The sequence below is a fragment of the Mesorhizobium sp. L103C131B0 genome, from assembly GCF_000502275.1.
Taxonomy (GTDB): Bacteria; Pseudomonadota; Alphaproteobacteria; order Rhizobiales; family Rhizobiaceae; genus Mesorhizobium.
Map to the genome: position 1 here is coordinate 19,452 of NZ_AYXC01000008.1, position 26,428 is coordinate 45,879.

General features: G+C 63.4%; 27 protein-coding genes. 8 read left to right on the forward strand and 19 right to left on the reverse strand.

The features are described 5' to 3' along the window. Position 1 precedes the first annotated feature (1 nt). The 8 genes from X730_RS1000000169115 to X730_RS149190 all read right to left on the reverse strand — a co-directional run bounded on the left by X730_RS1000000169115 (position 2) and on the right by X730_RS149190 (position 6,909). Complete coding sequence (locus X730_RS1000000169115; protein ID WP_023826542.1) at positions 2-1,369, reverse strand: xanthine dehydrogenase family protein molybdopterin-binding subunit; 1,368 nt, start codon at positions 1,367-1,369, stop codon at positions 2-4. A gap of 11 nt (positions 1,370-1,380) precedes the next feature. After that, on the reverse strand, positions 1,381-1,863 hold the full coding sequence (locus X730_RS149220; RefSeq protein ID WP_023826543.1) for a (2Fe-2S)-binding protein: 483 nt from the start codon (positions 1,861-1,863) through the stop codon (positions 1,381-1,383). A 60-nt stretch (positions 1,864-1,923) separates the two neighbouring features. Further along, on the reverse strand, positions 1,924-2,718 hold the full coding sequence (locus tag X730_RS149215) for an FAD binding domain-containing protein (protein ID WP_023826544.1): 795 nt from the start codon (positions 2,716-2,718) through the stop codon (positions 1,924-1,926). A 15-nt stretch (positions 2,719-2,733) separates the two neighbouring features. Continuing rightward, positions 2,734-3,177 carry an SRPBCC family protein gene (locus X730_RS149210; RefSeq protein WP_023682239.1) on the reverse strand — a complete coding sequence of 148 codons (444 nt, stop codon included), beginning with the start codon at positions 3,175-3,177 and terminating at the stop codon, positions 2,734-2,736. 112 nt (positions 3,178-3,289) lie between these two features. Beyond that, complete coding sequence (locus X730_RS149205; protein ID WP_023673046.1) at positions 3,290-4,117, reverse strand: AraC family transcriptional regulator; 828 nt, start codon at positions 4,115-4,117, stop codon at positions 3,290-3,292. A gap of 150 nt (positions 4,118-4,267) precedes the next feature. Further along, positions 4,268-5,038, reverse strand: a complete 771-nt coding sequence (locus X730_RS149200) for an SDR family oxidoreductase (RefSeq protein ID WP_031194897.1) — start codon at positions 5,036-5,038, stop codon at positions 4,268-4,270. Positions 5,039-5,077: 39 nt separating this feature from the next. Continuing rightward, on the reverse strand, positions 5,078-6,076 hold the full coding sequence (locus X730_RS149195) for an ABC transporter permease (RefSeq protein ID WP_023673048.1): 999 nt from the start codon (positions 6,074-6,076) through the stop codon (positions 5,078-5,080). Between the two features lie 41 nt (positions 6,077-6,117). After that, positions 6,118-6,909: an ATP-binding cassette domain-containing protein gene (locus X730_RS149190; protein WP_245261375.1), complete on the reverse strand. Its 792-nt coding sequence runs from the start codon at positions 6,907-6,909 to the stop codon at positions 6,118-6,120. A 414-nt stretch (positions 6,910-7,323) separates the two neighbouring features. Between X730_RS149190 and X730_RS149185 the strand changes: the two genes are divergently transcribed. Next, entirely contained in the window at positions 7,324-8,313 is a 990-nt protein-coding gene (locus X730_RS149185) for a sugar-binding protein (RefSeq protein WP_023673050.1), read from the forward strand. Positions 8,314-8,492: 179 nt separating this feature from the next. Continuing rightward, positions 8,493-9,275, forward strand: coding sequence for a FadR/GntR family transcriptional regulator (locus tag X730_RS149180; RefSeq protein WP_023673051.1), 783 nt, complete (start codon positions 8,493-8,495; stop codon positions 9,273-9,275). Between the two features lie 18 nt (positions 9,276-9,293). On the opposite strand, the gene X730_RS149175 is transcribed toward X730_RS149180, so the two are convergent. Next, positions 9,294-10,232 carry an NAD(P)-dependent oxidoreductase gene (locus tag X730_RS149175; RefSeq protein WP_023682235.1) on the reverse strand — a complete coding sequence of 313 codons (939 nt, stop codon included), beginning with the start codon at positions 10,230-10,232 and terminating at the stop codon, positions 9,294-9,296. 117 nt (positions 10,233-10,349) lie between these two features. Here X730_RS149175 and X730_RS149170 point away from each other — a divergent pair, with 117 nt between their 5' ends. Next, complete coding sequence (locus X730_RS149170) at positions 10,350-11,240, forward strand: NAD(P)-dependent oxidoreductase (protein WP_023826545.1); 891 nt, start codon at positions 10,350-10,352, stop codon at positions 11,238-11,240. Between the two features lie 118 nt (positions 11,241-11,358). Beyond that, positions 11,359-12,135 carry a FadR/GntR family transcriptional regulator gene (locus X730_RS149165; RefSeq protein WP_023826546.1) on the forward strand — a complete coding sequence of 259 codons (777 nt, stop codon included), beginning with the start codon at positions 11,359-11,361 and terminating at the stop codon, positions 12,133-12,135. 139 nt (positions 12,136-12,274) lie between these two features. Here X730_RS149165 and X730_RS149160 read toward each other — a convergent pair whose 3' ends face one another. The 6 genes from X730_RS149160 to X730_RS1000000168180 all read right to left on the reverse strand — a co-directional run bounded on the left by X730_RS149160 (position 12,275) and on the right by X730_RS1000000168180 (position 17,709). Then, entirely contained in the window at positions 12,275-13,381 is a 1,107-nt protein-coding gene (locus X730_RS149160; protein WP_023826547.1) for a Gfo/Idh/MocA family oxidoreductase, read from the reverse strand. A 32-nt stretch (positions 13,382-13,413) separates the two neighbouring features. Continuing rightward, positions 13,414-14,250, reverse strand: coding sequence for an ATP-binding cassette domain-containing protein (locus X730_RS149155; RefSeq protein WP_050588122.1), 837 nt, complete (start codon positions 14,248-14,250; stop codon positions 13,414-13,416). Beyond that, positions 14,247-15,362: an ABC transporter permease gene (locus X730_RS149150; RefSeq protein ID WP_031197030.1), complete on the reverse strand. Its 1,116-nt coding sequence runs from the start codon at positions 15,360-15,362 to the stop codon at positions 14,247-14,249. The genes X730_RS149155 and X730_RS149150 overlap by 4 nt, the downstream gene beginning before the upstream one ends. A 157-nt stretch (positions 15,363-15,519) precedes the next feature. After that, positions 15,520-16,488, reverse strand: coding sequence for a sugar ABC transporter substrate-binding protein (locus X730_RS149145; protein WP_023687959.1), 969 nt, complete (start codon positions 16,486-16,488; stop codon positions 15,520-15,522). A gap of 62 nt (positions 16,489-16,550) precedes the next feature. Continuing rightward, positions 16,551-17,462, reverse strand: a complete 912-nt coding sequence (locus X730_RS149140; protein ID WP_023826548.1) for a polysaccharide deacetylase family protein — start codon at positions 17,460-17,462, stop codon at positions 16,551-16,553. Next, complete coding sequence (locus tag X730_RS1000000168180) at positions 17,437-17,709, reverse strand: hypothetical protein (protein ID WP_196814829.1); 273 nt, start codon at positions 17,707-17,709, stop codon at positions 17,437-17,439. Before X730_RS1000000168180 ends, X730_RS149140 begins: the two co-directional genes overlap by 26 nt. 112 nt (positions 17,710-17,821) lie before the next feature. Between X730_RS1000000168180 and X730_RS149135 the strand changes: the two genes are divergently transcribed. After that, entirely contained in the window at positions 17,822-19,066 is a 1,245-nt protein-coding gene (locus X730_RS149135; RefSeq protein ID WP_023826549.1) for an aminotransferase class I/II-fold pyridoxal phosphate-dependent enzyme, read from the forward strand. Positions 19,067-19,087: 21 nt separating this feature from the next. Here the strand turns inward: X730_RS149135 and X730_RS149130 are convergent, their stop codons facing one another. The 4 genes from X730_RS149130 to X730_RS149115 form a co-directional block, all read right to left on the reverse strand. Continuing rightward, positions 19,088-20,554: a PLP-dependent aminotransferase family protein gene (locus X730_RS149130; RefSeq protein WP_245261374.1), complete on the reverse strand. Its 1,467-nt coding sequence runs from the start codon at positions 20,552-20,554 to the stop codon at positions 19,088-19,090. Position 20,555: 1 nt separating this feature from the next. Further along, a complete protein-coding gene (locus tag X730_RS149125; RefSeq protein ID WP_023682225.1) occupies positions 20,556-20,762 on the reverse strand; it encodes a LacI family DNA-binding transcriptional regulator in 207 nt (68 codons plus the stop codon). A gap of 213 nt (positions 20,763-20,975) precedes the next feature. Beyond that, a complete protein-coding gene (gene iolE / locus X730_RS149120; protein WP_023826551.1) occupies positions 20,976-21,887 on the reverse strand; it encodes a myo-inosose-2 dehydratase in 912 nt (303 codons plus the stop codon). A 214-nt stretch (positions 21,888-22,101) separates the two neighbouring features. Beyond that, positions 22,102-22,389, reverse strand: coding sequence for a DUF3175 domain-containing protein (locus X730_RS149115; protein WP_023826552.1), 288 nt, complete (start codon positions 22,387-22,389; stop codon positions 22,102-22,104). A gap of 229 nt (positions 22,390-22,618) precedes the next feature. On the opposite strand from X730_RS149115, the gene X730_RS149110 reads away from it, so the two are divergent. From X730_RS149110 to X730_RS149100, 3 genes are all read left to right on the forward strand, one after another. Next, positions 22,619-23,791 carry an MFS transporter gene (locus X730_RS149110; RefSeq protein ID WP_050588124.1) on the forward strand — a complete coding sequence of 391 codons (1,173 nt, stop codon included), beginning with the start codon at positions 22,619-22,621 and terminating at the stop codon, positions 23,789-23,791. A gap of 155 nt (positions 23,792-23,946) precedes the next feature. Next, positions 23,947-24,975 carry a LacI family DNA-binding transcriptional regulator gene (locus tag X730_RS149105; RefSeq protein WP_023826554.1) on the forward strand — a complete coding sequence of 343 codons (1,029 nt, stop codon included), beginning with the start codon at positions 23,947-23,949 and terminating at the stop codon, positions 24,973-24,975. 324 nt (positions 24,976-25,299) lie between these two features. Continuing rightward, complete coding sequence (locus X730_RS149100) at positions 25,300-26,424, forward strand: sugar ABC transporter substrate-binding protein (RefSeq protein ID WP_023682221.1); 1,125 nt, start codon at positions 25,300-25,302, stop codon at positions 26,422-26,424. Positions 26,425-26,428: the final 4 nt, after the last annotated feature.

Consider the following 26,428-nt stretch of genomic DNA (forward strand, 5'->3'; position numbering starts at 1 on the left):
CTCAAGCTCCCTTCTTGTAGGAGGACATCGCCATATACTTCTCCGCCACCGGCCAGTTGGCGGCGCGCGACGCCTCCTGCATGCACTCGATCAGCGCCGCTCCTTCGGTCGGCTGGCGATGCGCCTTCATGTCGCCATCGCGATAGGCGTTGATGAAGCGGAATTCGAGCGGGTCCATGCCGATCAGCCGCGCCAGCTTGTCCATCTGCACCTCAAGCGCGAAGTCGCCGATGGTGACGCCGAAGCCGCGCATCGCGGAGGAGGGGGTGCGGTTGGTGTAGACGCAGTAGGTGTCGATCCAGACATTGGGAATGGTGTAGGGGCCGGGATAGTGCGCCGCTCCCTTCTGCGCGCCATAAGGCGAGTGGCGCGAATAGGCGCCGGCATCGGTGTAGCCGGTCACCTTGCGAGCCACGATGCGGCCATCGTTCATCACGCCATCCTTGATGATTATCTTTTCGGCCGCTCGGGGTGACGAGATCTGCATCTCCTCCTCGCGGCTGTAGATGAAGGAGACGGGACGTCCTGTGAGCTTGGCGCCAAGAATGGCGATCGGCTCGACGATGACGTCGACCTTGCCGCCAAAGCCGCCGCCGACGGTGCCGCCGACGAAATGCAGTTTTGAGCCGGGCATCTGCAGGATGATCGAGGCGTTGTCGAGGGTGAAGAACATCGCCTGGGTGTTGGTGTAGCAGCTGAAGCGGTCATTGCCTTCGGGCACCACGACGCAACCGGTGGTCTCGGTCGGCGCATGCTCGATGGGCGAGGATTGATAACTCTGTTCGAGGATGTGGTCGGCGCCGGCGAAGCTCGCCTCGACATCGCCGAAGCGCACCTTGCGGCATTCGCCGCTGTCATAGAGATAATAGTTCTGGCCGTGATATTCGTTGACCAAAGGCGCGCCAGGCTTCAGCGCTTCTTCCATGTCGAAGACGGCCGGCAGCACCTCGTAGTCGGCCTTGACCTTGGCTGCCGCTTCCTGAGCCGCGCGCTCGGTCTCGGCCAGCACCGCCACCACCGCCTCGCCCTTCCAGCGTACCTTGCCGTCGGCCAGCACCGTCTCGTCTTCCGGTCCGACCTGGATCAGGATCAGGATGGTATAGACATTGTGCGGCACATCCTTGGCGGTGAGGATTTTCACCACGCCGGGATGCTTCTCCGCTTCGGAAGTGTCGATCGAACGGATGCGGGCATGGTGGTGCGGACTGCGCACCATTTTCAGGTGAAGCATATTCGGGAAGTTGCGGTCGGCGAAATAGGCGGTCTTGCCCGTCACATGGCCCGGCGAATCCAGCCGAGGCCGCCCATGGCCGATCTCGTGCAGGCCGTCCTTGCGCTGATCGGCGAAATAGTTTTTGCGCAGTTCCATTCTTTTGGTCCTTAGGCCGCGTTCTGCGAATTGGCTCGGGCCGCGGTCAGCACCGCCTGGATGATCGGCTCGTAGCCGGTGCAGCGGCAGATGTTGCCGGACAGCGCCTCGCTCACATCCTCGCGGCTCGGATTGGGCGTGTGGTCGAGCAGCACCTTGGCGGCCATGATCATGCCCGGCGTGCAGAAGCCGCATTGCGTGGCGAAGGCATCGAGGAAGGCACGCTGCAGCGGGTGCAGCACGCCGGCCTCGGCGAGGCCCGATGTGGTGCGGATGTCGGCGCCGCTGCAGGTCTCGGCCAGGATCAGGCAAGAGAGCCGGAGTTCGCCGTCGATGATGACCGAACAGGCGCCGCAGGTGCCCTGGTGGCATCCGCCCTTGGGCGAGGTGTCGCCGATCTTGTCGCGCAGCGCGTGCAGCAGTGTCGTGCCGCTGTCGACAAATTCGGCCTTCTCCGAGCCGTTGAGCGTGAACTGAACCGGAACCTTTGCCATGTTTTCCTCCCAGCGCGCCTGCCCGATTGATCGGACAGACGCGCGCCCCCCAAGCGGTGGTTAAGTAAGCAGCAGCCGGCCGAGATGGACCGGGAGAACCTCGGCGCGATACCAGGCGCTGGCGATCGGATCGGTGATTGGCGAAGTGCCTTCACCGGCTGCAGCCAGCGCCGCTGCGATGCCGCCCTGGTCAAGCCTGCTGCCGATCAGTGCCTTTTCCGCAGCGCGGGCGCGCATCGGCCGGTCTGCCATGCAGCCGAGCGCGATCCGCGCCGAGGAGACAGTGCCGTCGCCGGCCTGTTCGAGAACGGCGGCGATGCTGAGCACCGAGACGCCCTTCGGCTTGACCCGCGACACTTTCAGAAAGCGGAAATTCTCAGCCTTCGGCAGTGCGAAGGCGACTGACGTGACGATGGCGCGGCTGCCGTCCCGCTTGGCCAGGAAATCCTCGATAGGCAATTCCCCATCATCGGTGCCAACCGTCGCATCCAGCGCCAGCAGGGCGACAGCGAAATCACCGTAGGGCGCGGGTGCGAACAGATTGCCGCCGACAGTCGCCATATTGCGGATTGCCGGGCCGCCGACGGCGCGTGCGGCCTTGGACAGCGCCGCAAGCTCGGGATGGCGGGCGATGGCCGCCATTGTCACCGAAGCGCCGATGCGGACCTTGCCGCCGGCAACGGTGATCCCGGAGAGGGTCGGATCGGTCGAGCGGACGAGGCCGGTGACGGAGACATCGCCTTCATTGGCGGCACGCACGACCAGCGTGCCGCCGCCGAGATAGCGGGTGCCGGGCGCTTTCAGCGCCGCGTTGGCATCCCTGACGGCCGAAAAGGTCTGGAGGGCAAGCGCCATGGCAGTCTCCCTGGTTCAGCTCTGGCCAGAAAAATGGCTCTTCAACGCATTGAAGCCACCCTGGAAGACATTGGCGGCCATGCCGGCGGCGATCTTGTCGGCCTCTTCGGGCGCCGCGTCGAAGCTCGCGGTCCATTCGGCATAGGTGCGATCGCCGTCGGTCACGCGGCGCAATTGCAGCGTCGCCTTGTGATTGGTCAGCGGCTGCGGCGTCTCCAGGATGGAGTAGCTGACGCGGAAATTCGCATCGGAGAAGTCGAGCAGTTTTTCGCGGATACGCGCGCCGCTGGCGAGCTCGAAATTACGCACGCAGCCGATGGTTTCGGCGCTCTTGCCGTCTTCGATATGGCTCTTGACCATGCGCGGATGCCAGCCCGGCAGGCCGTTGAAGTCGCGTATGCGCGCCCAGACCTTTTCGACCGGCGCGTCGATGACGCTGGAGACGGTGACTTCGGCCATATGATCATTCCCCTACGAATTCGATACGCAGCAGGGTAGGGCGGCGGCCGGTGCTGCGCTTATCAATGGGTCTTGCGGCCCTATCAAGGAGTCTGAAAAACGAACGGCCCGTTCAGGCCATGGCACGCGCCGCTTCGCGGTAAAGCGTCGGCGGCACGCCGACATGGTCGCGGAAGAAGCGCGAGAAATTGCCCTGGGTGGTGAAGCCGAGATTGCAGGCGACCGAGATCAGCGGTTCCTGCGACCACTGCAGCTGCCGCACGGCTTCCTCCATGCGCAGCGTGTTCCAGTAGACATTGGGCGTCAGATTGGTCTGTTCCTTGAATAAAGCAAAGAAGTGCGGCCGCGACAGGCCGACGCTGCGGGCGACGTCGTCGAACGAGATGCGTTCGCAGACATTGGCCTTCATCAGCTGGATTGCCTTGCGGACGCGGAAATCCTGCATTGTGTTGACCCGGATCCGCGCCTCCTGCGGCGCCGAGGCGTCGGCGGCGTCGAGCAGGCTATCGATGAAGCGCTCGATCTCGTAATTGGCGACGTCGTCGATGCTTTCATTATCGCTCAAATGGTCGAGCAGGTTGGCGGCGGCCTGGTGCAGCCAGGGTTCGAGCGTGATCGCAGCCTGTGCAAACAACGGCGCCGACGAAGGCAGGTCGCGGCGCCGGCGCGCCCAATCCGGATCGATGTAGAAGGCGAGGAACAGGCCGGGCCTGCCGTTCTGCGACAGAATGTGGCTGTGCGGCTGGTAGGAATTGATGCCGGCGGCGGTGCCGGGACCCAGCGGCACCGTCTCGCGGCCGACGGTCATCTCGCCGGCCGTGCCCTCCAGCCAGATGATGATGTGGGCCTCGACATGCGCATGGGTGACGAAGTCGCTGGCGACATTCAGGACAGAAACATGTCCGAACCGGCCCCAATAGAGCCTGATCGCGTCCGTCATGGGTTATACCTCCCGCAGACGACTGGCCTCCCTTCGCCTGCGACGGGATTGTGCGGCTCAGTTCGGGCTCGCGTCAAGGCTGGGAGGTGTGGTGAGCTTGGGGGGCCGCTTATGCCGACGGATTTTCAGACTGAGCGATAGGGTTTCCCGTCAAACCGAAGCCGTCATGCCGCCGTCGACATAAAGCGTATGGCCGTTGACGAAGGACGAGGCGTCGGAGGCGAGGAACACGGCGGCGCCGATCAGTTCGTCGACATACCCCCAGCGGCCGGCCGGCGTGCGCTTTTCCAGCCAGGCGGAGAATTCCTGGTTGTCGACCAGCGCCTGGTTCATCTCGGTGCGGAAATAGCCGGGGGCGATGGCATTGATCTGCAAACCGTATTTCGCCCAGTCGGTGCACATGCCACGTGTCAAATTGCGGATTGCGCCCTTGGTGGCCGTATAGGGCGCGATGTTGGGCCGGGCGAGTTCGCTCTGCACCGAGCCGATGTTGATGATCTTGCCCTTGCCGCGCGCGATCATATTGCGGGCGACCGCCTTGCCGGCATGGAAGGCGCCGGAGACATTGGTCTTGAACAGCCGCTCCCACTGCTCCTCGGGAAAGTCCTCGAGCGGAGCGCGGAACTGCACGCCGGCATTGTTGATCAGGATGTCGATGGCGCCGATCTCGGCCTCGATGCGGGCGACATCGGCATCGACCGCGCGAAAATCCGTCACGTCGAAGGTCGAGGGGTGCGCTTTGAAGCCAGCGTCGCGCAAGCCGGCGACAGCACCGGCAACCTTGCCGGCATCGCGGCCGTTGAGCACGACACTTGCGCCATGCTCGGCAAGGCCGCGCGCCAGCGCCAGGCCGATGCCCTGGCCGGAGCCGGTGATCAGCGCCAGCCGGCCGTTGAGCTCGAACAGGGATTTCGATGTCAAGGCAACGGTTTCCAGCCGAAAGGTTCAGTCCAAAAACATTCAGTCATTGCGCCTGAAGTTGCGGATCCGGTCGAACAGCACCGCGAGCAGGATGGCGCCGCCGATGAACACGCCTTGCCAGAAAGCATTGATGCCGAGCAGACCAAGGCTGTTGCGGATCACTTCGATGAGCGCGGCACCGACAATAGCGCCGAAGGCGGTGCCGACGCCGCCGGCGAGATTGGCGCCGCCAATGACCGTGGCGGCGATGACCTGCAGTTCCATGCCGGTTCCGAGATTGGTGGTGACGGCGCCCAGCCATCCGGTCTGGATGATGCCGGCAATGCCCGCCGCCAGCGCCGAGATCATATAGACGGCGACCTTGATCTGCTTGACGGGAACGCCGGTCAGCGTCGCCGCGTGCTCATTGCCGCCAATGGCGAAGATGTGGCGGCCAAACTTGGTCCAGCGCAGCGTGAAGCCGGTGATCAGCGCCAAAAGGATCATGTAGAGCACCGGATTGGCGATGCCGAACACCCATGCACCGCCGCCCAGCGCCAGAAGCTTGTCGTGATCCGGGCCGAACTGGAAGACGACGGTGTTGTTGGAGGCGACCATGGCGAGGCTGCGGGCAATCGACAGCATACCGAGCGTCACCACGAAGGGTGGAAAGCCGAGATAGGCGATCATGATGCCGTTGAAGGCGCCTATGGCGAGCGCGGTGGCGATCGAGGCGAGGATGCCGACCTCGATGGAGTAGCCGGCATGCATGGTGACGGCCAGCACCATCGACGACAGGCAGAGCACCGAACCGACCGACAGGTCGATGCCACCTGTGATGATGACGAAGGTCATGCCGAGCGCGATGATGGCGACGAAGGTGATGTTGCGGGTGATGTTGTAAAGGTTCTTCGACGTGGCGAAGGCGTCGGTGGCAAAAGACAGGAACAGGCAGGCCAGGATGACCGCGATCACCACCCAGAAGGTCTGGCTGGCAAACAGTCTTGCCGGCAAGGATTGCTGCTTTTGTTCGATCGGCTGGTCAATTGTCAGTGCCATCGTCGACCTTCATGTGCTGTGCGTGGTGAAATTCGCTGAGATCAAACCTGTTCGATGGCGCCGGTGATCAGCCCGGTGACTTCCTCGGGCGAACTTGACGCAATCGTCTTGTCGGCGACCTTGCGGCCCCGCCGCATGACGATGACGCGGTCGGCGACGGTGAACACGTCAGGCATGCGGTGGCTGATCAGCACCACTGCGATGCCCTGGTCGCGCAAATGGCGGATCAGGTTCAGCACTTCGGCGACCTGGCGCACCGAGATCGCGGCCGTCGGTTCGTCCATCAACACGATCTTCGCCTGCGACAGCATGGTGCGCGCGATCGCTACTGCCTGGCGCTGGCCGCCCGACATCTGCTTGACGAGGTCGCGCGGACGGGTCTCGGACTTCAACTCGGCGAAGAGCTGGCCGGCGCGCTTGTACATGGCGGCATAGTCGAGGATGCGTAAAGGGCCGAAGCCGCGGCGCAATTCACGGCCGAGATAGACATTGGCGGCAGCGGTCAGATTGTTGCACAGCGCCAGGTCCTGGTGGACGATCTCGATGCCGTGCTGGCGAGCTTCCGCCGGCTTGTGCAGGATCAACTCCTTGCCGTCCATGCGCATGACGCCATGGCTGGGGCGGAAATTGCCGGCGATCATCTTGACCAGCGTCGACTTGCCGGCGCCGTTGTCGCCCATCAGGCCGACCACCTGTCCGGGCTCGATCGACAGCGATACGTCGTTGACCGCCTGGATGGCGCCGAAATGCCTCGAGATATTGGTGAGTTCGAGAACCGCCACCAGTCTTTGCCTCCCCGTGTTTTGCGACCCGCTGCTGTTCCCGGCGTGAATGCCGGCGCTGCTTTGGCCCCGCTCTCCCCATCTCCTCCCGGAAACAGCGTCAGCGTTCTTTTACGCAAAAGCCGGCGCTCGTCAATCAATTGTCGGACGAATTGAAGCCTTGGTTATCCAAAAATCCGTTTTGTAGGACAAATAGCATTGACGTTGGCCGCAAGCCGATATTAGCTAAGCGTCGGAGGAGATTATGCCGATGCCGCTGGCGGTTAGCCGGGCGGAATCGGCGGAGGTTTATCGGTCGAGGTTGCGGCGCCACCCTTGTGTGAGCCGGGCCAATGCCGCATCTGGAAATGCTTATCGATCTGTCTTGGCGACACGAGTGCTCGTGAAACGAACCTCGGTCATTAAGCATCCGGTCGATCTGTGTGGCGGGCACGCCGTGTCCGTCTGTTTCAAGGGAGGACTGACATGAGGAAAACACTTTTGCTCGCCGCCGTCGCCGCCATGGCGCTGGGCGCCGGGCCGGCTTTGGCCAAGAAACAGCTCGTCATCGTGGTGAAGGGTCTCGACAATCCATTCTTCGAAGCCATCCACCAGGGCTGCGAGAAATGGAACAAGGAAAATGCAAGCTCGGAATATGAATGCTTCTACACCGGCCCGGCATCGACCTCCGACGAGGCCGGCGAAGCGCAGATCGTTCAGGACATGCTGAGCAAGGCCGACACGGTGGCAATGGCGATTTCGCCATCCAACGCGCCGCTGATCGCTCAGACGATCAAGACCGCCAATCCGACGATCCCGATCATGACGCTCGACGCCGATCTCAGCAAGGAAGATGCCGCGCTGCGCAAGACCTATCTCGGCACCGACAACTATTTGATGGGTCACAAGATCGGCGAGTACATCAAGAAGGGCAAGCCGAACGGCGGCACGATCTGTACCATCGAAGGCAATCCCGCGGCCGACAACATCCTGCGCCGCGCGCAGGGCATGCGTGACGCGCTGTCGGGCAAGGAAGGCCTGGCGGCACTTGCCGGCGAAGGCGGCTGGACCGAAGTCGCCGGTTGCCCGGTGTTCACCAATGACGACGGCGCCAAGGGCGTGCAGGCGATGACCGACATCCTCGCCGCCAATCCCAAGCTCGACGCCTTCGGCATCATGGGCGGCTGGCCGCTGTTTGGCGCACCGCAGCCCTATCGCGACCTGTTCGGGCCGCTCAAGGACCGCATCGCCAGCAACGACTTCGTCATCGGCGCCGCCGATACGATCGGCGATGAAGTAGCGATCGCCCGTGACGGCCTTGTGACTGCTCTGGTCGGTCAGCGGCCGTTCGAAATGGGCTACAAGGCACCGTCGGTGATGATCGATCTGGTCGAAGGCAAGGCCGTCGCCGATCCGGTGTTCACCGGCCTCGACGAATGCACCAAGGACACGGTCGACACCTGCATCCAGAAGTAGGTTCTCGATTTCGGGGCGCCCTTTGACGGGCGCCCCGTCTCTTCCCGGACGGACGCAACGGTTGGGGCAGCAGGCTCCGGCTTTGACGCGTCTGTAGTTTGGATTTTCGGCAACGAGATCGGCGCGCCGTGCAGGTTCGGACCAGTCCGGACGCAGACGGCCGACGCATTGGAACGTGAATGCCGGACGAGAAATCAAAGAAGCGAACCGAGCGGGCCAAGGCACAAGCCAGCCGCGGTCCGGCTGTCATGCGCAGGGCCGGTGCCGCGCATTTTCCGGGAGCGAGCGTCCATGTCTCGCTGGCCGGCGAGATCGGCCTCAGAATCGTGCGCGGCGATTATCCGCCCGGCACCATTCTGCCCAACGAGGCCAAATGGGCCGAGATCTTCGATGTCAGTCGTTCGGCGGTGCGCGAAGCCATCAAGATGCTGATGGCCAAAAGCCTGCTGGCTTCACGGCCCAAGATCGGCAGTTGGGTCGAGCCCAGGGAACGCTGGAACCTGCTCGACCGCGATGTGCTGGCCTGGTACGCGACCGGGCCGGACCGGGAAGCCTTCCTGCGCACGGTGCAGGAGTTCCGTCACATCATCGAGCCGGAAGCGTCGGCCTTTGCCGCCACGCGGCGCAACGACGAGCAGATGGACGAGATCAGCCAGGCCTGTCGTGAGATGGGCGAGGCTCTGAACCTGCAGGAGCGTATCCGCGCCGATACGCGTTTTCACCTCGCCATACTGCGCGCCTCGGGCAACGATCTGCTGGTGCCGCTTGGCGTTCTGATCGAGTCGGCGCTCGATCATCTCTTTGTCTTCGTCACACGCGAGACCAGCGATCAGCGGCGCGCGCAGGCGCTGCATGAGGCGATCGAGAAGAACATCCGCCTGCAGCGTCCTGCGGCCGCGCGCAATGCGGTGCACAAACTGCTCGCCAACACCGACGATGTTATCGGCCGGTCGAGGCGCTGACACAGGCTTTTCGCCACCTCAAATCGTCTGCTTCTTGCCATCCTTGCTGGGCATCAGGTCGACGCCGTTGACCTTGCCGATATATGTCGCCAGCATCGGCACGAATTGCTCGGCCGGGCCAGTGGCATGGGCACCGGCGAAGGAGTTCTTGGTGGCGTTGCCGAGCGGGTTGGCGATGCCGGCCGCGCCCGCCATCGATTCCAGATAGGTCAGGTCCTTGAAGGCGTTGGCGATGGTGAATTTATGTGCGTCGCGGTCGCCCTCCAGCGTCCAGCGCATGAAGGTCTGGTAGAAGCCGCAATCCATGCGGCCGTTGCGGATGACGCTGTCGAAACGCGGTGGCGAGATGCCGACCTTTTCGGCCAGCGCCAGCGCCTCGGAATAGATCGCGGCATAGCCCAGCGAGATGAAGTTGTTGAGCAGCTTCATGCGGTGGCCGTCACCTGTATCGCCAATATGGACGATGCGGCCGGCCCAGGTTTCGATGACCGGCTTCACACGGGCAAACAGCGCGTCGGGCGCGCCGACCATGGCGTCGAGCGTGCCTTCCCAGGCTTCCTTCGGCGTGCGGCTGAGCGGTGCATCGACGAAGTCGACGCCGATCTCCTTCAGTTCCGCCGCCAGCGCCACGGTCGAGACCGGATCGGCGGTCGAGCAATCGACGACAACCGAGCCTCTTTTCAGGCCCTCCTTGAGGCCGCCGGGGCCACGGATGATGGCTTCGACCTCGCGCGAGCCGGTGACGCAGATGAAGACGATATCGGATGCCGCTGCCACCTCACGCGAGGTGGCCACTTCCTTCGCACCGCGGCCAGCCAAGTCTTCCGCCGGCTTGCGGTTCTTGCGGCCGAGGAAGGTCAGGCCATAGCCCTTGTCGACGATGTTCTTGGCAATGCCGTGCCCCATCAGGCCAAGGCCGATAAAGCCGATCTTTTCGCTCGCGGCGGTCGTGGTCATGTCTTGAAGTCCTGTTGCGATGATTGATATTGGGCGCCGCCGTCTTGCGGGCGAGGGTGGTTGCAGAATGCCATATTGTCTGACAATACACAGAAATCCTAGGCATTGGAGACGAAAATGACGAAGCGGATCATGTTCACCGGCGGCAGCGGCAAGGCCGGTCGCCATGTCGTGCAATATCTGATCGAACAGGGCTGCCAGGTGCTCAACATCGACACCAAGCCGCTCGACAATCCCAAGGTACGCACGCTGATCACCGACATCACCGACAGCGGCCAGGTGTTCAACGCGCTGTCGAGCTATATGGGTCTGCACGAATTCGACCCGTCGCTGCGCCCGCAGCCGGTCGATGCCGTGGTGCATTTCGCCGCCATACCGCGCATCATGATCACGACCGACAATGAGGTGTTCCGCATCAATGCGATGGGCACCTACAACGTCATCGAGGCGGCGGTGAAACTCGGCATCCCTATGGTGGTGATCGCGTCCAGCGAGACCACCTATGGCGTGGTGTTCGCCAACGAACCGCGCGACCCCAAATATTTTCCCCTCGATGAAGAATACGACGTCGATCCGATGGACAGCTATGCTCTGTCCAAGGTCGTCAACGAGCACACGGCGCGCGCCTTTGCGCAGCGCAATGGCACCGATATCTATGCCTTGCGCATCGGCAACGTCATCGAACCGCACGAATATTCGCTGTTTCCGAAGTGGTTTGCCGATCCGGGCTTTCGCAAGCGCATCGCCTGGAGCTATGTCGACGCGCGCGATCTCGGCCAGATCACGCTGCGCGCCGTTGAAACGGACGGGCTCGGCTTCCAGGTGTTCAACGCCGCCAATGACGACACCTCGTCCGACCTGCCGACGGCCGAACTTTTGAAGCGGTTTTACCCCGACGTGCCGGTCAAGGCGGATCTCGGCGAATATGAAACGCTGCTCTCGAACCGCAAGGCCAGGGACATGCTCGGCTTCCGTCCCGAGCACAGCTGGCGCAAATACGTCAAATAGGGTTGGCAAATTGGGCTTTGGGGCAAGGTTGTAACCTGATCTGTGCACAGCCGCAGGCTTTGCCGTCTGCGCCCGGCACTCTGCTTGACAGCTTTCGAAATCCGGACTTTGTGGACGCATGAGGGACGGAAAGCCGAATAAGGGAACGAAGCCTGAAAAGGGGGCATCCGCCGAGCGCCCAGCGGCCCTTCGCCGGGCTGACGCGACCCGGATGCCCGGCACCAGCGTGCATGCCTCACTGGCCAGCGAAATCGGGCTTCGGATCGTGCGCGGCGACTATCCGCCGGGCACCATCCTGCCCAATGAAGCCAAATGGTCCGAAACCTTCAACGTCAGCCGCTCGGCGGTGCGTGAGGCGATCAAGATGCTGATGGCCAAAAGCCTTCTGGCATCGCGCCCCAAGATCGGCAGCTGGGTGGAGCCCAGGGAGCGCTGGAACCTGCTCGATCGCGATGTGCTCGCCTGGTACGCGACCGCGCCCGACCGTGAGGTGTTCCTGAAGACGGTGCAGGAATTCCGCCATATCATCGAGCCGGAAGCGACTGCCTTCGCCGCCATGCGACGCACCGAAGAGCAGATGGCCGAGATCAGCCAGGCCTGCCGCGAGATGGGCGAGGCGTCGAGCCTGCAGGAGCGCACGCGCGCCGATACGCGCTTTCATCTCGCCATTCTGCGCGCCTCCGGCAACGATCTGCTGGTGCCGCTCGGCGTGCTGATCGAATCCGCATTCGATCATCTGTTCACCTATACGACGCGCGAACTCGACGATCTGCAGCATGCACAGCAACTGCACGAGGCGATCGACAAGGCCATCCGCCTGCAGCGGCCGGAGGCGGCCCGCAACGCGGTGCGCAAGCTGCTCGCCAATACCGACGGCGTCATCAACACCCGGTAGGATATGCTGATATTCAGGTGAGGCCGGCCTGCAAACGCCGGCTTTCGCGCTTCACGTACTTAAGTACGCTCCGCTCCGGTTTTCGAACCCAATGTTTTCGGCGCGGCCTGACCTGAATCTCAACACATCCTGCGAGCGCTCAGCCGGTCTGCGAAGTGGCCAAATGCTGCCTGGTCAGCGCGACCAGCAGCGCCTGGTCGCGGGCGGCGTGCTCGGGCCGGTTGACCACCTCGTCGCCATTGACGATCGCACCCCAGAAGCCGCGCAGTTCCTCGACGAAGGCTTCGCCGTAGCCGGCACGCAGATCCCTGGTCGACAGTGTGTGGCCGTCCGAGGTCTTCACAGTCAGCCGGGTCGGGTGATGGTTGAGCCAGGGCGAGGGGAATTCGAGCTCGAGGCTGGCATCGTCGAAGAAGAGCGTGATGCGTTCCTTGTAGTCGGCGAGCTTCGGCACGGTGAGATGCGTCATCGTCCACAGCGCCTGGCCGCCCAGCAGTTTTGCCGCGCCCTGGCCGCCATCGCCATTGGCGAAGATCTGCGCGCCGACGACCTCGCCATCCGGCACGCCGAGCGCGTCGAGCAGGCCGTGTACGGCATTCACATCGTGAATCAAGGCGGAGCTGTAAGCGGCGGTAAATCCACGGAAAGCCAGATCGTTCAAAGGCTGGCCGATAGCGCGTTCGACCTGTTGTTTCTGCCTGGCTTGCGCGGCGGCGATCAGCTCCTCGGGAATGTCGTTGCCGCGCTTGTAGCGCTGGTGGGCGATGAACGGCCAGGCATCGGGATCGTTAACCTCGACCGAGACGGACCGCAACGTCTTTGCCGTGCCGGGCAGCGAGGCCAGCGCCAGCCGGTAGCTCGGATCGAAGCGCTTCATATAGCCGACCTGCATGACCTTGCCGGCCTTATCGCGCGCGGCGATGATCTCGGCGATTTCCGCCGGGGAATAGCAGAGCGGCTTTTCGCAGAAGACATGCAGGCCGCGCCCCAGTGCGGCCAGCACCTGCTCGTGATGCAGCGGGTCGGGCGAGCCGATGACGACGGCGTCGAGCTTATGGTCGAACAGTTGCTCCGGCGTTTCGAAATTGGCGATGCCGTGAACTTCGCTGACATATTCCCGCGAAATCCTTGACGGGTCGGCGACGCCGACCAGTTCGAACAGGTCGCCGAGCCGCAACAGATTCGGAATATGCTCGACCTGCGAGATCATGCCGGCGCCGATAACGCCAACCCGTATCCTGCTCATGCTGCTAAAACTCTCTGCAAAGTGTTCCAGGCTCAGGGTGCGGCGGCCGGCCGATTGCCGATCTGCGCCAACAGCCCGGCAATCTCAGCTTCCACCGCCTTCAGATCCTCGCCGCCCGACATGATGGAAATCACCTCGTCGCGCGAGATCTCGGACTTTGCGTATGTGCCGCGATTGCGGCCGCGGTTGAGCAGCGTGAAAGTGTCACCGACAGGGTAGGCGTGGTGGATGTTGTGGCTGATGAAGATCACCGCCAGCCCGCGCATGCGCGCCTCGATGATGAATTTCAGCACCATGGCCGCCTGATGCACGCCGAGCGCCGAGGTCGGCTCGTCAAGGATCAGCACCTTTGCGCCGAAGTGGACTGCGCGCGCGATTGCCACCGATTGGCGCTCGCCGCCCGACAGCGTGCCGACGGCCTGCGTCGGGTCGCGCACGTCGATGCCGATATCGGCCATCGCCTGGCGGGCAATTGTGTTGGCGCGCTCCTTGTCGAAGCGCGAGAAGGGCAGGCGGCTTCTGGTCGGCTCGCGGCCGAGGAAGAAGTTGCGCGTGATCGACATCAGCGAGATCATGCCGAGGTCCTGGAAGACCGTCGCGACGCCGAGGTCCTGCGCGTCGCGCGGGCTGCGGAACGTGACGGGCTTGCCGTCGACGAAAATCTCGCCCTTGGTCGGCCGGTGCACGCCCGACAGAACCTTGATCAGCGTCGACTTGCCGGCGCCGTTGTCGCCCAGCAAGCAGTGCACCTCGCCGGGATAGACCTTGATGTCGATATCTTGGAGCGCGCGCACCGAGCCGAAATTGACCGACACACCACGCAATTCCATGGCTGGCTGGATGACCGGGGACGGGTTTGGGTAGGTCATTTGCCACCTCCGCGTCCGAGCGCCTTGAGGCGGATGTAGTTGTTGACCAGCACGGCCATCAAAATGACGATGCCGAGGAAGACCTTGAACCAGTCGGTGTCGATGCCGGTGTAGAAGATGCCCATCTGCACCAGGCCGAAGATCAGCGCGCCGAACAGCACGCCATAGACGGTGCCATAGCCGCCGGTGAGCAGCACGCCGCCGATGACCGCGGCGATAATTGCCTCGAATTCCTTGAGCAGGCCGCGCGTGGTGTCGGCGGAGCCGGCCTCCATCACCTGGATGGTGGCAAGCAAGGTCGCGGCACAGGCGGTGTAGATGAACAGCGCGATCTTAACCCGGTCGACCGGCACGCCGACATTGCGGGCGGCATTGAGGTCGCCGCCGGTGGCGAATATCCAGTTGCCGTATTTGGTCTGGGTCAAGACATAGCCGGCAAGCGCTGTCAGGCCGAGCCACCAGACGATCGACATCGGAATGCCGACGACGAAGGGAATGCCGTCGGTCCGGGTGGCGATCCAACCTTGCGTGCCCATCCATTGGAAGAAGCCGGTCAGGAGATGGCCGTTGAACAGGCCCGCGGTTGCCGGGTCCGGTGCGCCGTCGAGGATGTAGGGGATCTGCGTGCGGCCGGTGACGGCGCGGGTAATGCCGATCGACAGGCCGCGCAGGATGTAGAGCGACGCCAGCGTCACGATGAAGGAGGGCAGGCGGGTCTTCACAACGATCAGGCCGTTGACGTAGCCGGTGAGGATGGCGACAGCGAAGGCGCAGGCGATGCCGCCCCACAGCGGCAGGCCCCAATATTTCACCGTCAGTCCGATGACGACGCCGGCGAAGCCGACCATCGAGCCGACGGAGAGATCGAACTCGCCGGCGATGATGAGAAGGGCTGCGGCCGTGGCGATGATGCCGAGTTCGGCTGCCAGCGTCAGGAAGGTCATCGACCCCTGCAGCGAATAGAGGTTCGATGCACCCGGCAGCAGGGCGAAGATGATAATGGTGGCGATGAGGCCGCCGGCGGCACCGGCTTCGGGCCGGCGAAGCCATTGAGTCAGCCGGCCGGTGCTGGCCAGCCGCTCGTCAGCACCGGCCGCCCGTTTCGACATCATGCCGAAACGGTCCTTGCCCAGTACCCCGGGCGCCGGCGCTTCTGGAGGTATCGCCTTGTCTTCCACAACAGCCATTAGGCTCCCCAATCGCTCACTTCGCAATCTCGACCAGAGACGGGGAGCGCATGGCGGCTCCCCGATCCGTTTTGGTCTTGCCTTAGCGGATGCCGTCCTTGGCGAGCGCTAGGATCGCCTTGGCCTTGTCGGGCGAGTCGATGAACAGCGGGCCGGTGTAGGCGTTGTTCTGCGGCCAGAAGCCATGTGTGGCATGCTCGACCAGATAGATCACCGGCAGGTATCCCATCAGATATTGCTGTGCGTCCATGCCGAATCCCATTTCGCCGGCGACGACGGAATCCAGGACTTCGGGGCTGATGTCGAAGGTGTAGAGCTTGATCTTGCCGAACAATTCCTTCTGCCGGAAGAACGGGATCAGCGGATTGGCGGCGGTGGCGCCGAGCGCAAACACCGCCTGGGTGTCGGGATGCGCCGACAGATAGGCCTCGGTGCGGCGCTGGATGTCGGCCGGATCGGGCGACACGGTAAGCACCTCGGTGCCGCCGCCTGACGGCTTCAGCCCGTCATTCAACCCCTGGCAGCGCTGGTCGAGGCTGACATTGCCGACCTCGTGGTTGATGCAGACGACTTTGAGCGTGCCTTCCTTGGCCAGCCGCTCGCCGGCCTTCTTGCCGGAATCATATTCGGAGACGGTGCCGACATAGAGAGAGGTGCCGAGTTCGGCGCCTTCCTTCTCGCCGGAATCCAGCACGACCATCGGAATGTTGGCGGCAAGTCCGGCCTTGACCGATTTGCCGAGCGCATTGGCGTCGGCAATGGAGACGGCGATGCCGTCGGGATTGGTGGCGATGGCCGCGTCGAGCAGGCGGGCCTGCTCGACCACGTCGAACACTTGCGGCGCATAATATTCGACCTTGGCGCCGGTGAGCGCCGCCGCATCGTCGACGCCGCGCTTGACCACCGACCAGTAGGGATCGGAGGCCGAGCCATGCACCACGAAGGTGATGCGGACATCCTTGGGATCCTTCAGGCCGGCCGCTTGCACGACGCCCGCCAGCATACTCATCGAGACAAGCGCGCCGAGCGCCAGTTTCAGAACAGTCTTCATGTCATTCTCCCATTGTCGTTGCAGTTCCAATTCCCTCTTTGCGCCTCGGCCGACGGATCGGCTTACGGCGCTGACCGGGTGGCCGCTTTGCGGGCCTTTGCCGGTGTCGATGCCCCGAGCCGTGCACGAAGCTCCTCGCGCAGCGGCTTCATGCCGATGATGTCGATGTCCTGCGCGCCGAGCCAGTCGCGGAAAGCCTGGTCGCGGAAGAGTTCGTATTCCTCGGTGCGGATATAGGCGGAGCGCGGCTCGATGAGTTCCAACTCGCCCGGCGCATTGAAATGCAGGCAAAAGAAGGTCAGGCCTTCGCGGACCCCTTCGACCAATGCCTTGTAGGCTGGCTCTATCGGTTTTGAGCGTGGACGGCCCCAGGTCGTCTGTATGGCAGCGTCGAAGATGACAAAGCCCTTGGCCCGGGCTTCAGTGACGCCGCGCTGGAACGCCGCTTCGGTGACGCCGACGAGATTGTCATTGGGCGAATAGGCCGACAGCGTTTTGGTCAACAGCACCGGCAGCCGATATTCCAGGCCGAGCTTGATGTAGACGTCGCAAAACTCCGGCGACAGCGCTGCCCCCATATGGGCGTCAAGATGAGTGACGTCGATGCCGGCGCGGTAGGCGGTGTCGATCTGGGCGCGAAGCTCGGTTTCCACCGCTTGCGGTGCTGCCTTGCGGCGGGTGGTCGCGACATCGGGCCAGAAATAGCCGAACTCGTCCGTCAGGCCGGCCGCGCGCGACGGCGACGTCAGCGGCCGCCATTTGTAGTGCTGCTTTTCGCTGTTCAGCGTCAGGTGGACGCCGAGATCGAGCCGGGGATTGGCGGCTGCCGCTTCGGCCATCTCAGGGAACCATGGGCACGGCACCATCACGGCGCCGGAGCTGCAGGCGCCCAATGCGGTCAGTTCGAGGAAGGCGCTGTTGGCGCCATGGCACATGCCGACATCGTCTTCATGCAGGACGAGCTGTCGCGTCATGGACGGCCACCGTCTTGCCGGTCACCGTCTTGCCGGCCACCATCTTGCCGGCACGCCGGTTTCGAGGGTCTTCCAAAGTGTGTCCCGTGCTGCATGGAACCGACCGTTTGCCCAACTGGACGCGATGGAACGCCCAATGCGGGCTTTCCGACAGGGCCACTTCGACGAATTCGGATGGGTACGATTTTTCCGCGGGCCTGCGTTCTGGAATGCCGATTTCATTCGCTATGCCCACATTCGGCGTCAAACCCGGCCATCAAGCAACCAGGATGGCTTGGTCAGATCGCAGCGGAGTGGTTCTTTCAAACAGCGGCCGCAGGCGTACTGCCTTCATACCATCAGCGATGTGGAGACTTGCCATGTACACTGCCGGCGAAGAAGAGATCGAAGCCATTGCCAGGGTGATCCGCTCGGGCGCGCTGTTTCGCTATGGCGAGAACAGCGAGTGCAACCGCTTCGAGGCGCGCTATGCAAGGCATCTCGGCGTCGAGCATTTCGCGCTTGCCGCCAGCGGCACCTATGGGCTCGCCGCCGGCCTGATCGGCCTCGGCATCGGCCCGGGCGATGAGGTGCTGGTGCCGGCGCACACCTATATGGCGACCGCCACAGCAGTGCTGTCGGTCGGCGCCATTCCGGTCATTGTCGATATCGACGAGAGCCTGACCATCGACCCGGCCGCTCTGCGCGACGCCGTCGGCCCGCTCACCAAGGCGGTCATCCCGGTACATATGTGGGGTGCGGCCTGCAACATGAACGCCATCATGGACATCGCTAAAAAACGCGGTCTGCTCGTGCTGGAAGATGTCTGCCAGGGCATTGGCGGCGGCTATGAGGGCAAGAAGCTCGGCTCGATCGGCCATGCCGGCGCCTACTCCTTCAACTACTTCAAGAACATGACGTCGGGCGAGGGCGGCGGCATCGCCACCAGCGATCCGAAAGTGGCCGAGCGCGCACGCTGCGCCATCGACCCCTGCCATTTCTACTGGCAGGGCCGCAGCGACAGCATCAAGCCGTTCGCCGGCATCGGCGCGCGCGCCTCGGAACTGATGGGTGCAATGCTCAATGTCCAGCTCGACCGTCTCGACGGCATCATCGAGGCGATGCGGGCGGAGAAGAAGAAGGTGCTGGCCGGCACGCGCCATCTCGGCAATCTCGGCCTGACGCCGTCGCCGATGAACAGCCCCGACGACGATTGCGCGGCGCAGGTGATGTATCTGCTGCCCAGCGAACAGGCGGCGCAGACTTTTTCCAAGACCATTCCGAGTGTCATCGCCGGCAAGACCGGCCGCCACAATTTCACCCAGTGGGATCAGGTGCTGATGCATGAGGGCGCGCATCATCCGGCGCTCAATCCGTACACGCTGCCGGAAAACAAGGGCCTGCGGCTGACCTATGCCGACGATCTGGGCAAGGGTTCTCTCGACATCCTCAACCGCACGGTGATGATCGCGATGAATCCGGCGCATGGCGACGCCGACATCGACGACATGATCCATAACATCGATGCGGCGGCCCGTGTGGCGCTGGAGAATGCCTCGCTGGACGATGTCGAGGTGCGCAAGGCAGCGCCCGTCGATCTGCAGAAATTCGATAGTGTGAATTGAAGCGCTCAGCGCTGGATCGGCCTATTGCCGGTCCAGCCGCATGAAGGCAGCGCGCAACGCCAGCACCGCGCGCAGGATCTGGCGTTCGTCCATCGCGGCATAGCCGAGCAGCAGGCCGTGTTCCGGCTCGCTCGAATGGTAGTTGATCGAGATGCCCTGCACGTCGAGGCCCTCCTTGACGGCGGCGGCGACGACGTCACTGTCCTTGTAGGGTCGGACAAAACTGGCCAGCAGCTGCATGCCGGAATCGTTCTCGGTCACCGTCAGCCATTCGGCCAGATGCTCCTGGCACAGCTTGACGAAATTGGCTTGCCGGCGCGCATAGAGGCGGCGCATGCGTTTCAGATGCGTGGCGAAATAGCCTTGCGTGATGAATTCGTTGACCGTCGCCTGCAGGATCAGCGGCGCGAACTGGCCGGTGATCGAGACGGCACGGTCGAAGGGCACGGACAGTTCGCGCGGTACGATGAGATAGCCTATGCGCAGCGCCGGGATCAGCGTCTTGCCGAAGGAACCGATATAGACGACGCGGTCGGCATGATCGAGGCCGCGCAGCGCCGGCACCGGCCGGCCGCGATAACGGTATTCGCCGTCATAATCGTCCTCGACGATCCAGGCGCCGTGGCGTTCCGCGATGTCAAGCAGTTGCAGCCGTTCTTCGATGCGCATGATGGTGCCGAACGGCCATTGGCAGGATGGCGTCACATAGATCAGGCGTGGCGGAGGCAGGTTGGGGTCGGACAGGTGCCAGCCGTGGCGATCGACCTTCAAGGGCGCGAGCTGCGCGCCGCTGGCGAGAAAGGCGCTCTTGGCGCCGAGATAGCCGGGCTCCTCCATCCAGACATGGTCGCCTTCGTCCATCAGCACGCGCGAAGCGAGGTCGAGTGCTGCCTGCGCGCCGGTGACGATGATGACCTGGTCGGCGGTGCAGTTGATGCCGCGCGACAGGCTGATGGTCGACGCAATGGCCTGGCGCAGACCGGGATGGCCGGCAAAGGAGATATAGCCGAGCAAGTTCTCGTCGCGGCTGCGTGCGTTGCGCACCAGAAGGCTCGACCAGATGGTGAAGGGGAAGGACGCGGTTTCCGGCACGCCGGGATGGAAGTTGATGACACCGGCATTGCGCGGCGGCTGCGGGCCGTTGACGATGGTCTGACCGCGCCGCGAGAGCTTTTGCGGAGCGGCAAGCCCGGCGCGCAGCGCGGCCGGCGGGCGTTTCTGCTGGATCGGCGCCACCCAGGTGCCGGACCCGGCGCGCGCCTCTATAAACCCTTCGGCGAGCAGCTGGTCGTAGGCGGCGATCACCGTGTTGCGGCCGACCTTGAGATCCTCGGCCAGCGAGCGTGTCGAAGGAAGCAGCGTGTTCTGCTGGATCTGGCCGTCGAGGATGAAGCGCCGCAGGGCGCCGTAGATCTGCCGGTGCATCGGTTCGTCCGAGCCGCGGTCGACCGACATGATGTCGAGGGAAAGGCGCATATGGTCGGCCAAGCTAGTCTCCGACCAACCTGGCGGCGCGGGCGATCTTCTCTTCGTTAAGCAGGCAGACAGTCTCCAGCACCAGCCGTCTGGTTTCGGGATGAACCTCGCGGCTGTTCTTCAGCGCGCGGTGAACGGTTGCCGCGCCGAGTTCCGCCTTCTCGGCGATCTCACGGATGGTGCAAAGCCGTTCCATGCCGAGTGCCGCCTCGAATGCCATGTCGCTCCTCCATCTGCATCAAGGCATGCCTCGTCGCCAGCCTCAAGCTGGAAACGCCGGGCCGGCAACTCGGGGGCAAAAATTTCGATGCCAAGAACTGTGCGATCCGCGCCGCCAAGGGAGGGCGGCGGCGCGGATCGCCGGGCGCTTTCGCGTCGCTACCCCTACCGAGGCGCGCGCCCAACCGGCCAACCACCAGCCCCCCGGCGGTGGTCAGGCCATGTCTCGTGTAGCCACCTCGAACCCGGCCTTGCGGGCCGTGGCGAGAAGCGAGGCGTAACCTTTCGTGGCATAGGTCAAGGGATGTGCCTTGGCCGGATCCTGCTCGGCCTCAACGACGATCCAGCCTTCGAAGCCATGGCTGGCCAGAGGCTGCAGCAGCGACAGGAAATCGACGGAGCCATCGCCGGGCACGGTGAAGATTCCTTCCATCACTGCCGCCATGAAACTCATGTCCTCGCGCCGTGCCTTCTCCAGCACGGCCGCGCGGACGTCCTTGCAATGAAAATGCACGATGCGGTCGAGATGCCGGTTCAGGAGCGAGGCCGGGTCGCCGCCCGAAAACAGGCAATGGCCGGTATCGAACAGCAGGCCGACGCTCTTGCCGGTTGCGGCCATCAGCCTGTCGACCTCGTCATCGCTCTCGACGATGGTGCCCATATGGTGATGGAAAGCCATGCCGACGCCGAAGGCAGCCATGCGGTCGGCGAGTTCGGTCAGCTTCTCGCCATAGGCGCTCCATTCGCCGTCAGCGAGGCGCGGACGCTGCGAGATCGGTGCGAAAATGCCGTCATGACGGCCGCGCGAGGTGTCGGCATAGACCACGACCTCGGCGCCGAGGTCGCGCAGCAGGGTCAGATGCGAGGTGACGGCGGCGAATTCCTCGTCGACCGTGCGGTCGAGGATGCGGCCGTCATACCAGCCGGAGACGAGCTCCAGTCCGTAAGAAGACAGGATCGGTCCAAGCTCGTCGCTTCGCCTGGGGAATTTGCCGCCGAGTTCGGTGCCGCGATAGCCGGCCTGCCTGGTTTCCGACAGGCATGTCGCGAGCGGCGTATCGCCGCCGAGTGCGGGAACATCATCATTGCTCCAGGTGATGGGATTGATGCCGATCTTGACCGTCATGCCGCTACTTCAAAGGGCTCGGGGAAACACAAAGCCGAGGCCGGCAAATTGAGGGGAAAGAGGACCTGTCACTAGGTCCAGTTGAGGTGAATTTGGCAGAGCCAATCGGGAGCGCTAAAGCGCGTCCCGTTTGAACGGACTAAGTCGACGCGCTTAGGTCTTTGTTTATGCATGTCGTTGTCTCAAAACCGGCGCCACTTTTGAGCGACATGCATTAATCCTGCTGCGGCCGTCCGAAGGCCGCGCGCAGTTCGTCCTTGGCGTCCTCGAGCACTTTCCGGCGCGCCTGCGGCAGGTTCTTGCCGGCGCGGTTGATGTAGAAATTCAGCATCGACATGGCCGACTCAAACGGCTGGGCCTTGCGGCGGTCGCTGTGCTCGGCCGAGCGCTTGAGCGAGGCCGCGATCTTCCTGGCGTCGTCGGCTTCGAAGATGTGGTCCTCAAGGTCCATCGCATCGCTGTGCTCGGTCACCTCGGCCGACCATTTTTTCTTCGCGGTCATGACAAACTCCTTCCTGTCGCAAAAACTCGGGCAGGCCGCCGCGGTTCCCGAGAAATCGCCGGGCCGCTGGAGCCACGGATCATGGCCCTGTGGCGCTGCCCGTCGCGGTGAATGCGCCGATAGTGGCGACACAACGGTCGACTTCCCAGGACCGTAGACAGGAAACGCCTTGACCCCGATCGTCGCCAATCAGGCGGATAGCCCCGGCATCGACAGCAGCTACGCCTGGATGCGGCTTGCCATCTCCATGCTGCTGGCGACGATCGGTGCGGTCGGCATGTGGGCCGTCGTCGTCGTGCTGCCGGCCGTGCAGGCCGAGTTCGGCGTTGACCGCGCCGCGGCATCGATGCCCTACACCGCAACCATGGTCGGCTTCGCCGCCGGCAATGTGCTGGTTGGCCGCGCGGTCGATCGCATGGGGTATTGGATCCCGGCACTGCTATCCTCGGTGGCTCTCGCCGCCGGCCTGCTGCTCGCCGCGTTGTCGACCTCTATCCTGCAATTCACCCTTGCCCAGGGCGTGCTGATTGGTGTCGGCACATCGGTGATCTTCGGGCCGCTGATCGCCGACATCTCGCACTGGTTCAACCGTCGGCGCGGCGTCGCCGTCACGGCGGCGGCTGCTGGCAACTATCTCGCCGGAGCGCTCTGGCCAACCATCATGCCGACACTGATCAAGGCGGAAGGCTGGCGCTTCACCTATGCCGGCATCGGTGTCTTCTGCCTGGTCACCATGGTGCCACTGGTGCTGTTGTTGCGGCGCGCTGCTCCGACGGCGGCTGCCGCCGGTTCGCCCGGAAGCCGGCCAGTGCAGTCGATTTCGCTGTCGCCGGCGGCGTTGCAGGTGCTGCTGATCGTTGCCGGTCTCGGCTGCTGCGTGGCGATGTCGATGCCGCAGGTGCACATCGTCGCCTATTGCATGGATCTTGGCTACGGCATTGCGCATGGCGCCGACATGCTGTCGATCATGATGGCGGCGGGCGTCGTCAGCCGGCTTGCCTCCGGCTTTGTCGCCGACCGCATCGGCGGCGTGAAAACCCTGCTTATCGGTTCCGTGCTGCAATGCCTGTCGCTTTTGTTTTACATCCCGTTCGACGGGCTTGCCTCGCTCTATGTCGTGTCGCTGGTGTTCGGCCTGTCGCAAGGCGGCATCGTGCCTTGCTATGCCATCATCGTGCGCGAATACCTGCCCGCCAGGGAGGCCGGCCAGCGTATCGGCATCGTCATGATGGCGACCATCTTCGGCATGGCGATCGGTGGCTGGATGTCGGGCTGGATCTACGACCTGACCGGCTCCTACGCCGCCGCGTTCCTCAACGGGATCGCGTGGAACTTGCTGAACATAGTGGCCATCGGGCTGCTGCTGTGGAAAGCAAAACGCAGTGCTGCCCTGATGGCTTAGGAAGGCAGGATTGCCCTGTTGCTTGACAAGGGCGATTGGCTGCGCGACGCCAGCAGGCGAGTGGGTGCGGCAGCAGCCGGCATGGTGGCAGTGGAAAAGCTGAACATGGTTTCGCAAGGGCGCAGCGGCCGGGGCCCGGCACGTGGAGGATGTCCATGACCAAGCCGCGCTCGCGTCGCGGCGGCGGCCGCCCGACCCTATCAGATGTTGCGCGCAAGGCCGGCGTCGGCGCCATCACCGTGTCGCGGGCGCTGCGCGAACCGGAACGCGTCAGCCAGGATCTGCGGCGCCAGATCCAGGCCGCCGTCGACGAACTCGGCTATATCCCGGATCCCAATGCACGGGCGCTGGCCTCGGCGCGCGCCGATGTGTTCGGCGTGCTGGTGCCGTCGCTGACCAACAACGTCTTCGCCGAAGTGGTGCGCGGCATCTATGACTGCCTGTCGGACGGCCCGTTCCGCGTCCAGCTCGGCAACACCCATTATTCCGGCCTCGAGGAGGAGCGCCTGCTGCAGGTGTTCGCACCGCAGCGCCCGGCGGCGCTGATCGTGGCCGGCATCGACCAGACGCCGACCTCGCGAAAGCTGCTGGAGAGCGCGGGCTGCCCGGTGGTGCAGGTGATGGAGACTGGGCCCGATCCGGTCGACATGCTGGTCGGCTTCTCGCATTTCGACGGCGGCCGCACGGCGACCGAGCATCTGATCGAGGCGGGCTACCGGCGGATCGGCTTCATCGGCGCACGCATGGACCCGCGGTCGCAGCGGCGGCTTGCCGGCTATCGCGCGGCAATGGAGAAGGCCGGCCTGTTCGACCCCCGGCTGGTCACCACCACGCCGCTACTGTCCAGCGTGACGCTCGGCCGCGAGCTGCTTCGCGATGCGCTGGCCAAGATGCCGGCGCTCGACGGCGTCTTCTGCAACAATGACGACATCGCGCTCGGCGTTTTGTTCGAATGCCATAGCGCCGCGCTCAACGTGCCGAAAACAATCGGCATTGTCGGCTTCAACGACCTCGAAATGATGCAGGCGGCGTTCCCGCCGCTCACCAGTATCCGCACCCCTCGCTATGAAATCGGCCGTCGGTCTGTTGCCATGGCGCTGGCGGCGATCGCAGGACGAAGGCCTGAGCAGCGGGTCGTCGATCTCGGTTTCGAACTCAAGCCCCGCGAGAGCACCGCACGCTGAACACGCTTGGCGGCCTCAGCAAATGGTGCTTTACACAACGTCATGGTAGCGCTACCATTTTCGTCGGGCAGACGTTTTGATGAGAGGCCGTGCCTGTTTATTATACATAAGCAACAGCTCATGCTTGTTTATTATGTATAATATGCTAGTTTCGTTTCTCGCCTGTGAAGCGGCGAGGGGGAGGGGATCGGGCCGGCTTCGGGCCCTTGAGACGTGGCGCCGGCCAGGCTGGAGGGCCTTCGGCAGGCGTGGAAAACACACCACGACAAACAGCATCAAATAAACAAGCAGCAGCAAATAAAACTACAACTGGGAGGAATATCGATGATCAAGTCACTTGTTGGTGGCATCGTTGCCGCCACTGCATTCGTCATGCTGAGTTCGTCGGCCATGGCCGACCCGGAAGTCGTCAAGGGACCGTCGGCTGAGCCGGATTGCTTTGCGCCCTGGGCGGCCGATACGCAGTTCTTCAAGTTCCCCAAGAAAGACGGCCCATACCGCATCGCGCTCGCCAATGGCTATATCGCCAACACCTGGCGCATCCAGATGGTGCAGACCGCCAAGGCCTATGCGGCCCAGCCGGAGGTCGCCGCGAAACTGAAGGAATTCAAGGTCGTCTCGACCGGCGAGGACGTGCCGGCCCAGATTTCGGCGATCAACAACTTCATCGATTCCGGCTATGACGCGATCGTCGTCAACGCCCAGAACCCGACCGCTTTCGGGCCGGTCATCAAGCGCGCCAAGGAAGCTGGCGTCATCCTCGTCGCCTTCGACAATATTCTCGACACCAAGGACGCCATCAACGTCAATGTCGACCAGAAGGGCCTTGGCGAATTGTGGGGCAAATGGCTGGTCGGCCATGTGCCGAATGGCGGCAAGGTGCTCGAAGTGCGCGGCGTTGCCGGAACTTCCGTCGACACCGACCGTCACAACGGCATCCATGAAGCGCTCGATGCCTCCGGCAAGAAATGGGACGTCACCGAGGTGGTCGGCAAATGGGACGACGGCGTGGCACAGAAGGCCACGGCCGACGCCATTGCCACCAACGGTCCGTTCGACGGAATCACCGGGCAAGGCGGCGACACCGGCATCGTGCAGGCGATGATCGATGCCAAGCATGCTTTCGTGCCGTTCGGCGGGGAGACCGAGAACGGTTTCCGCAAGTTCTGCGCGGCACATGCCGGCGACGGGCTGAAATGCTCATCGGCCGGCACCGGTCCGGCGCAGGTCGCGGTCGCCATCAAGACGGCGATTGCCGCGCTCGAAGGCAACGTCGTTCCGCAAGCAGTGAAACTGCCACTGGCGATCGTCGAGGATCCGAACTTCAAGGCCGGTCAGGATTTCTTCCCCGACCAGTCCGACAATTTCTTCGTCGGCAATTCCTTCCCGACCTGCGGCATCAATTTCACCGCGCAGGAAATTATGGGCCAGACCAAAGCTGACCAATAGGGGC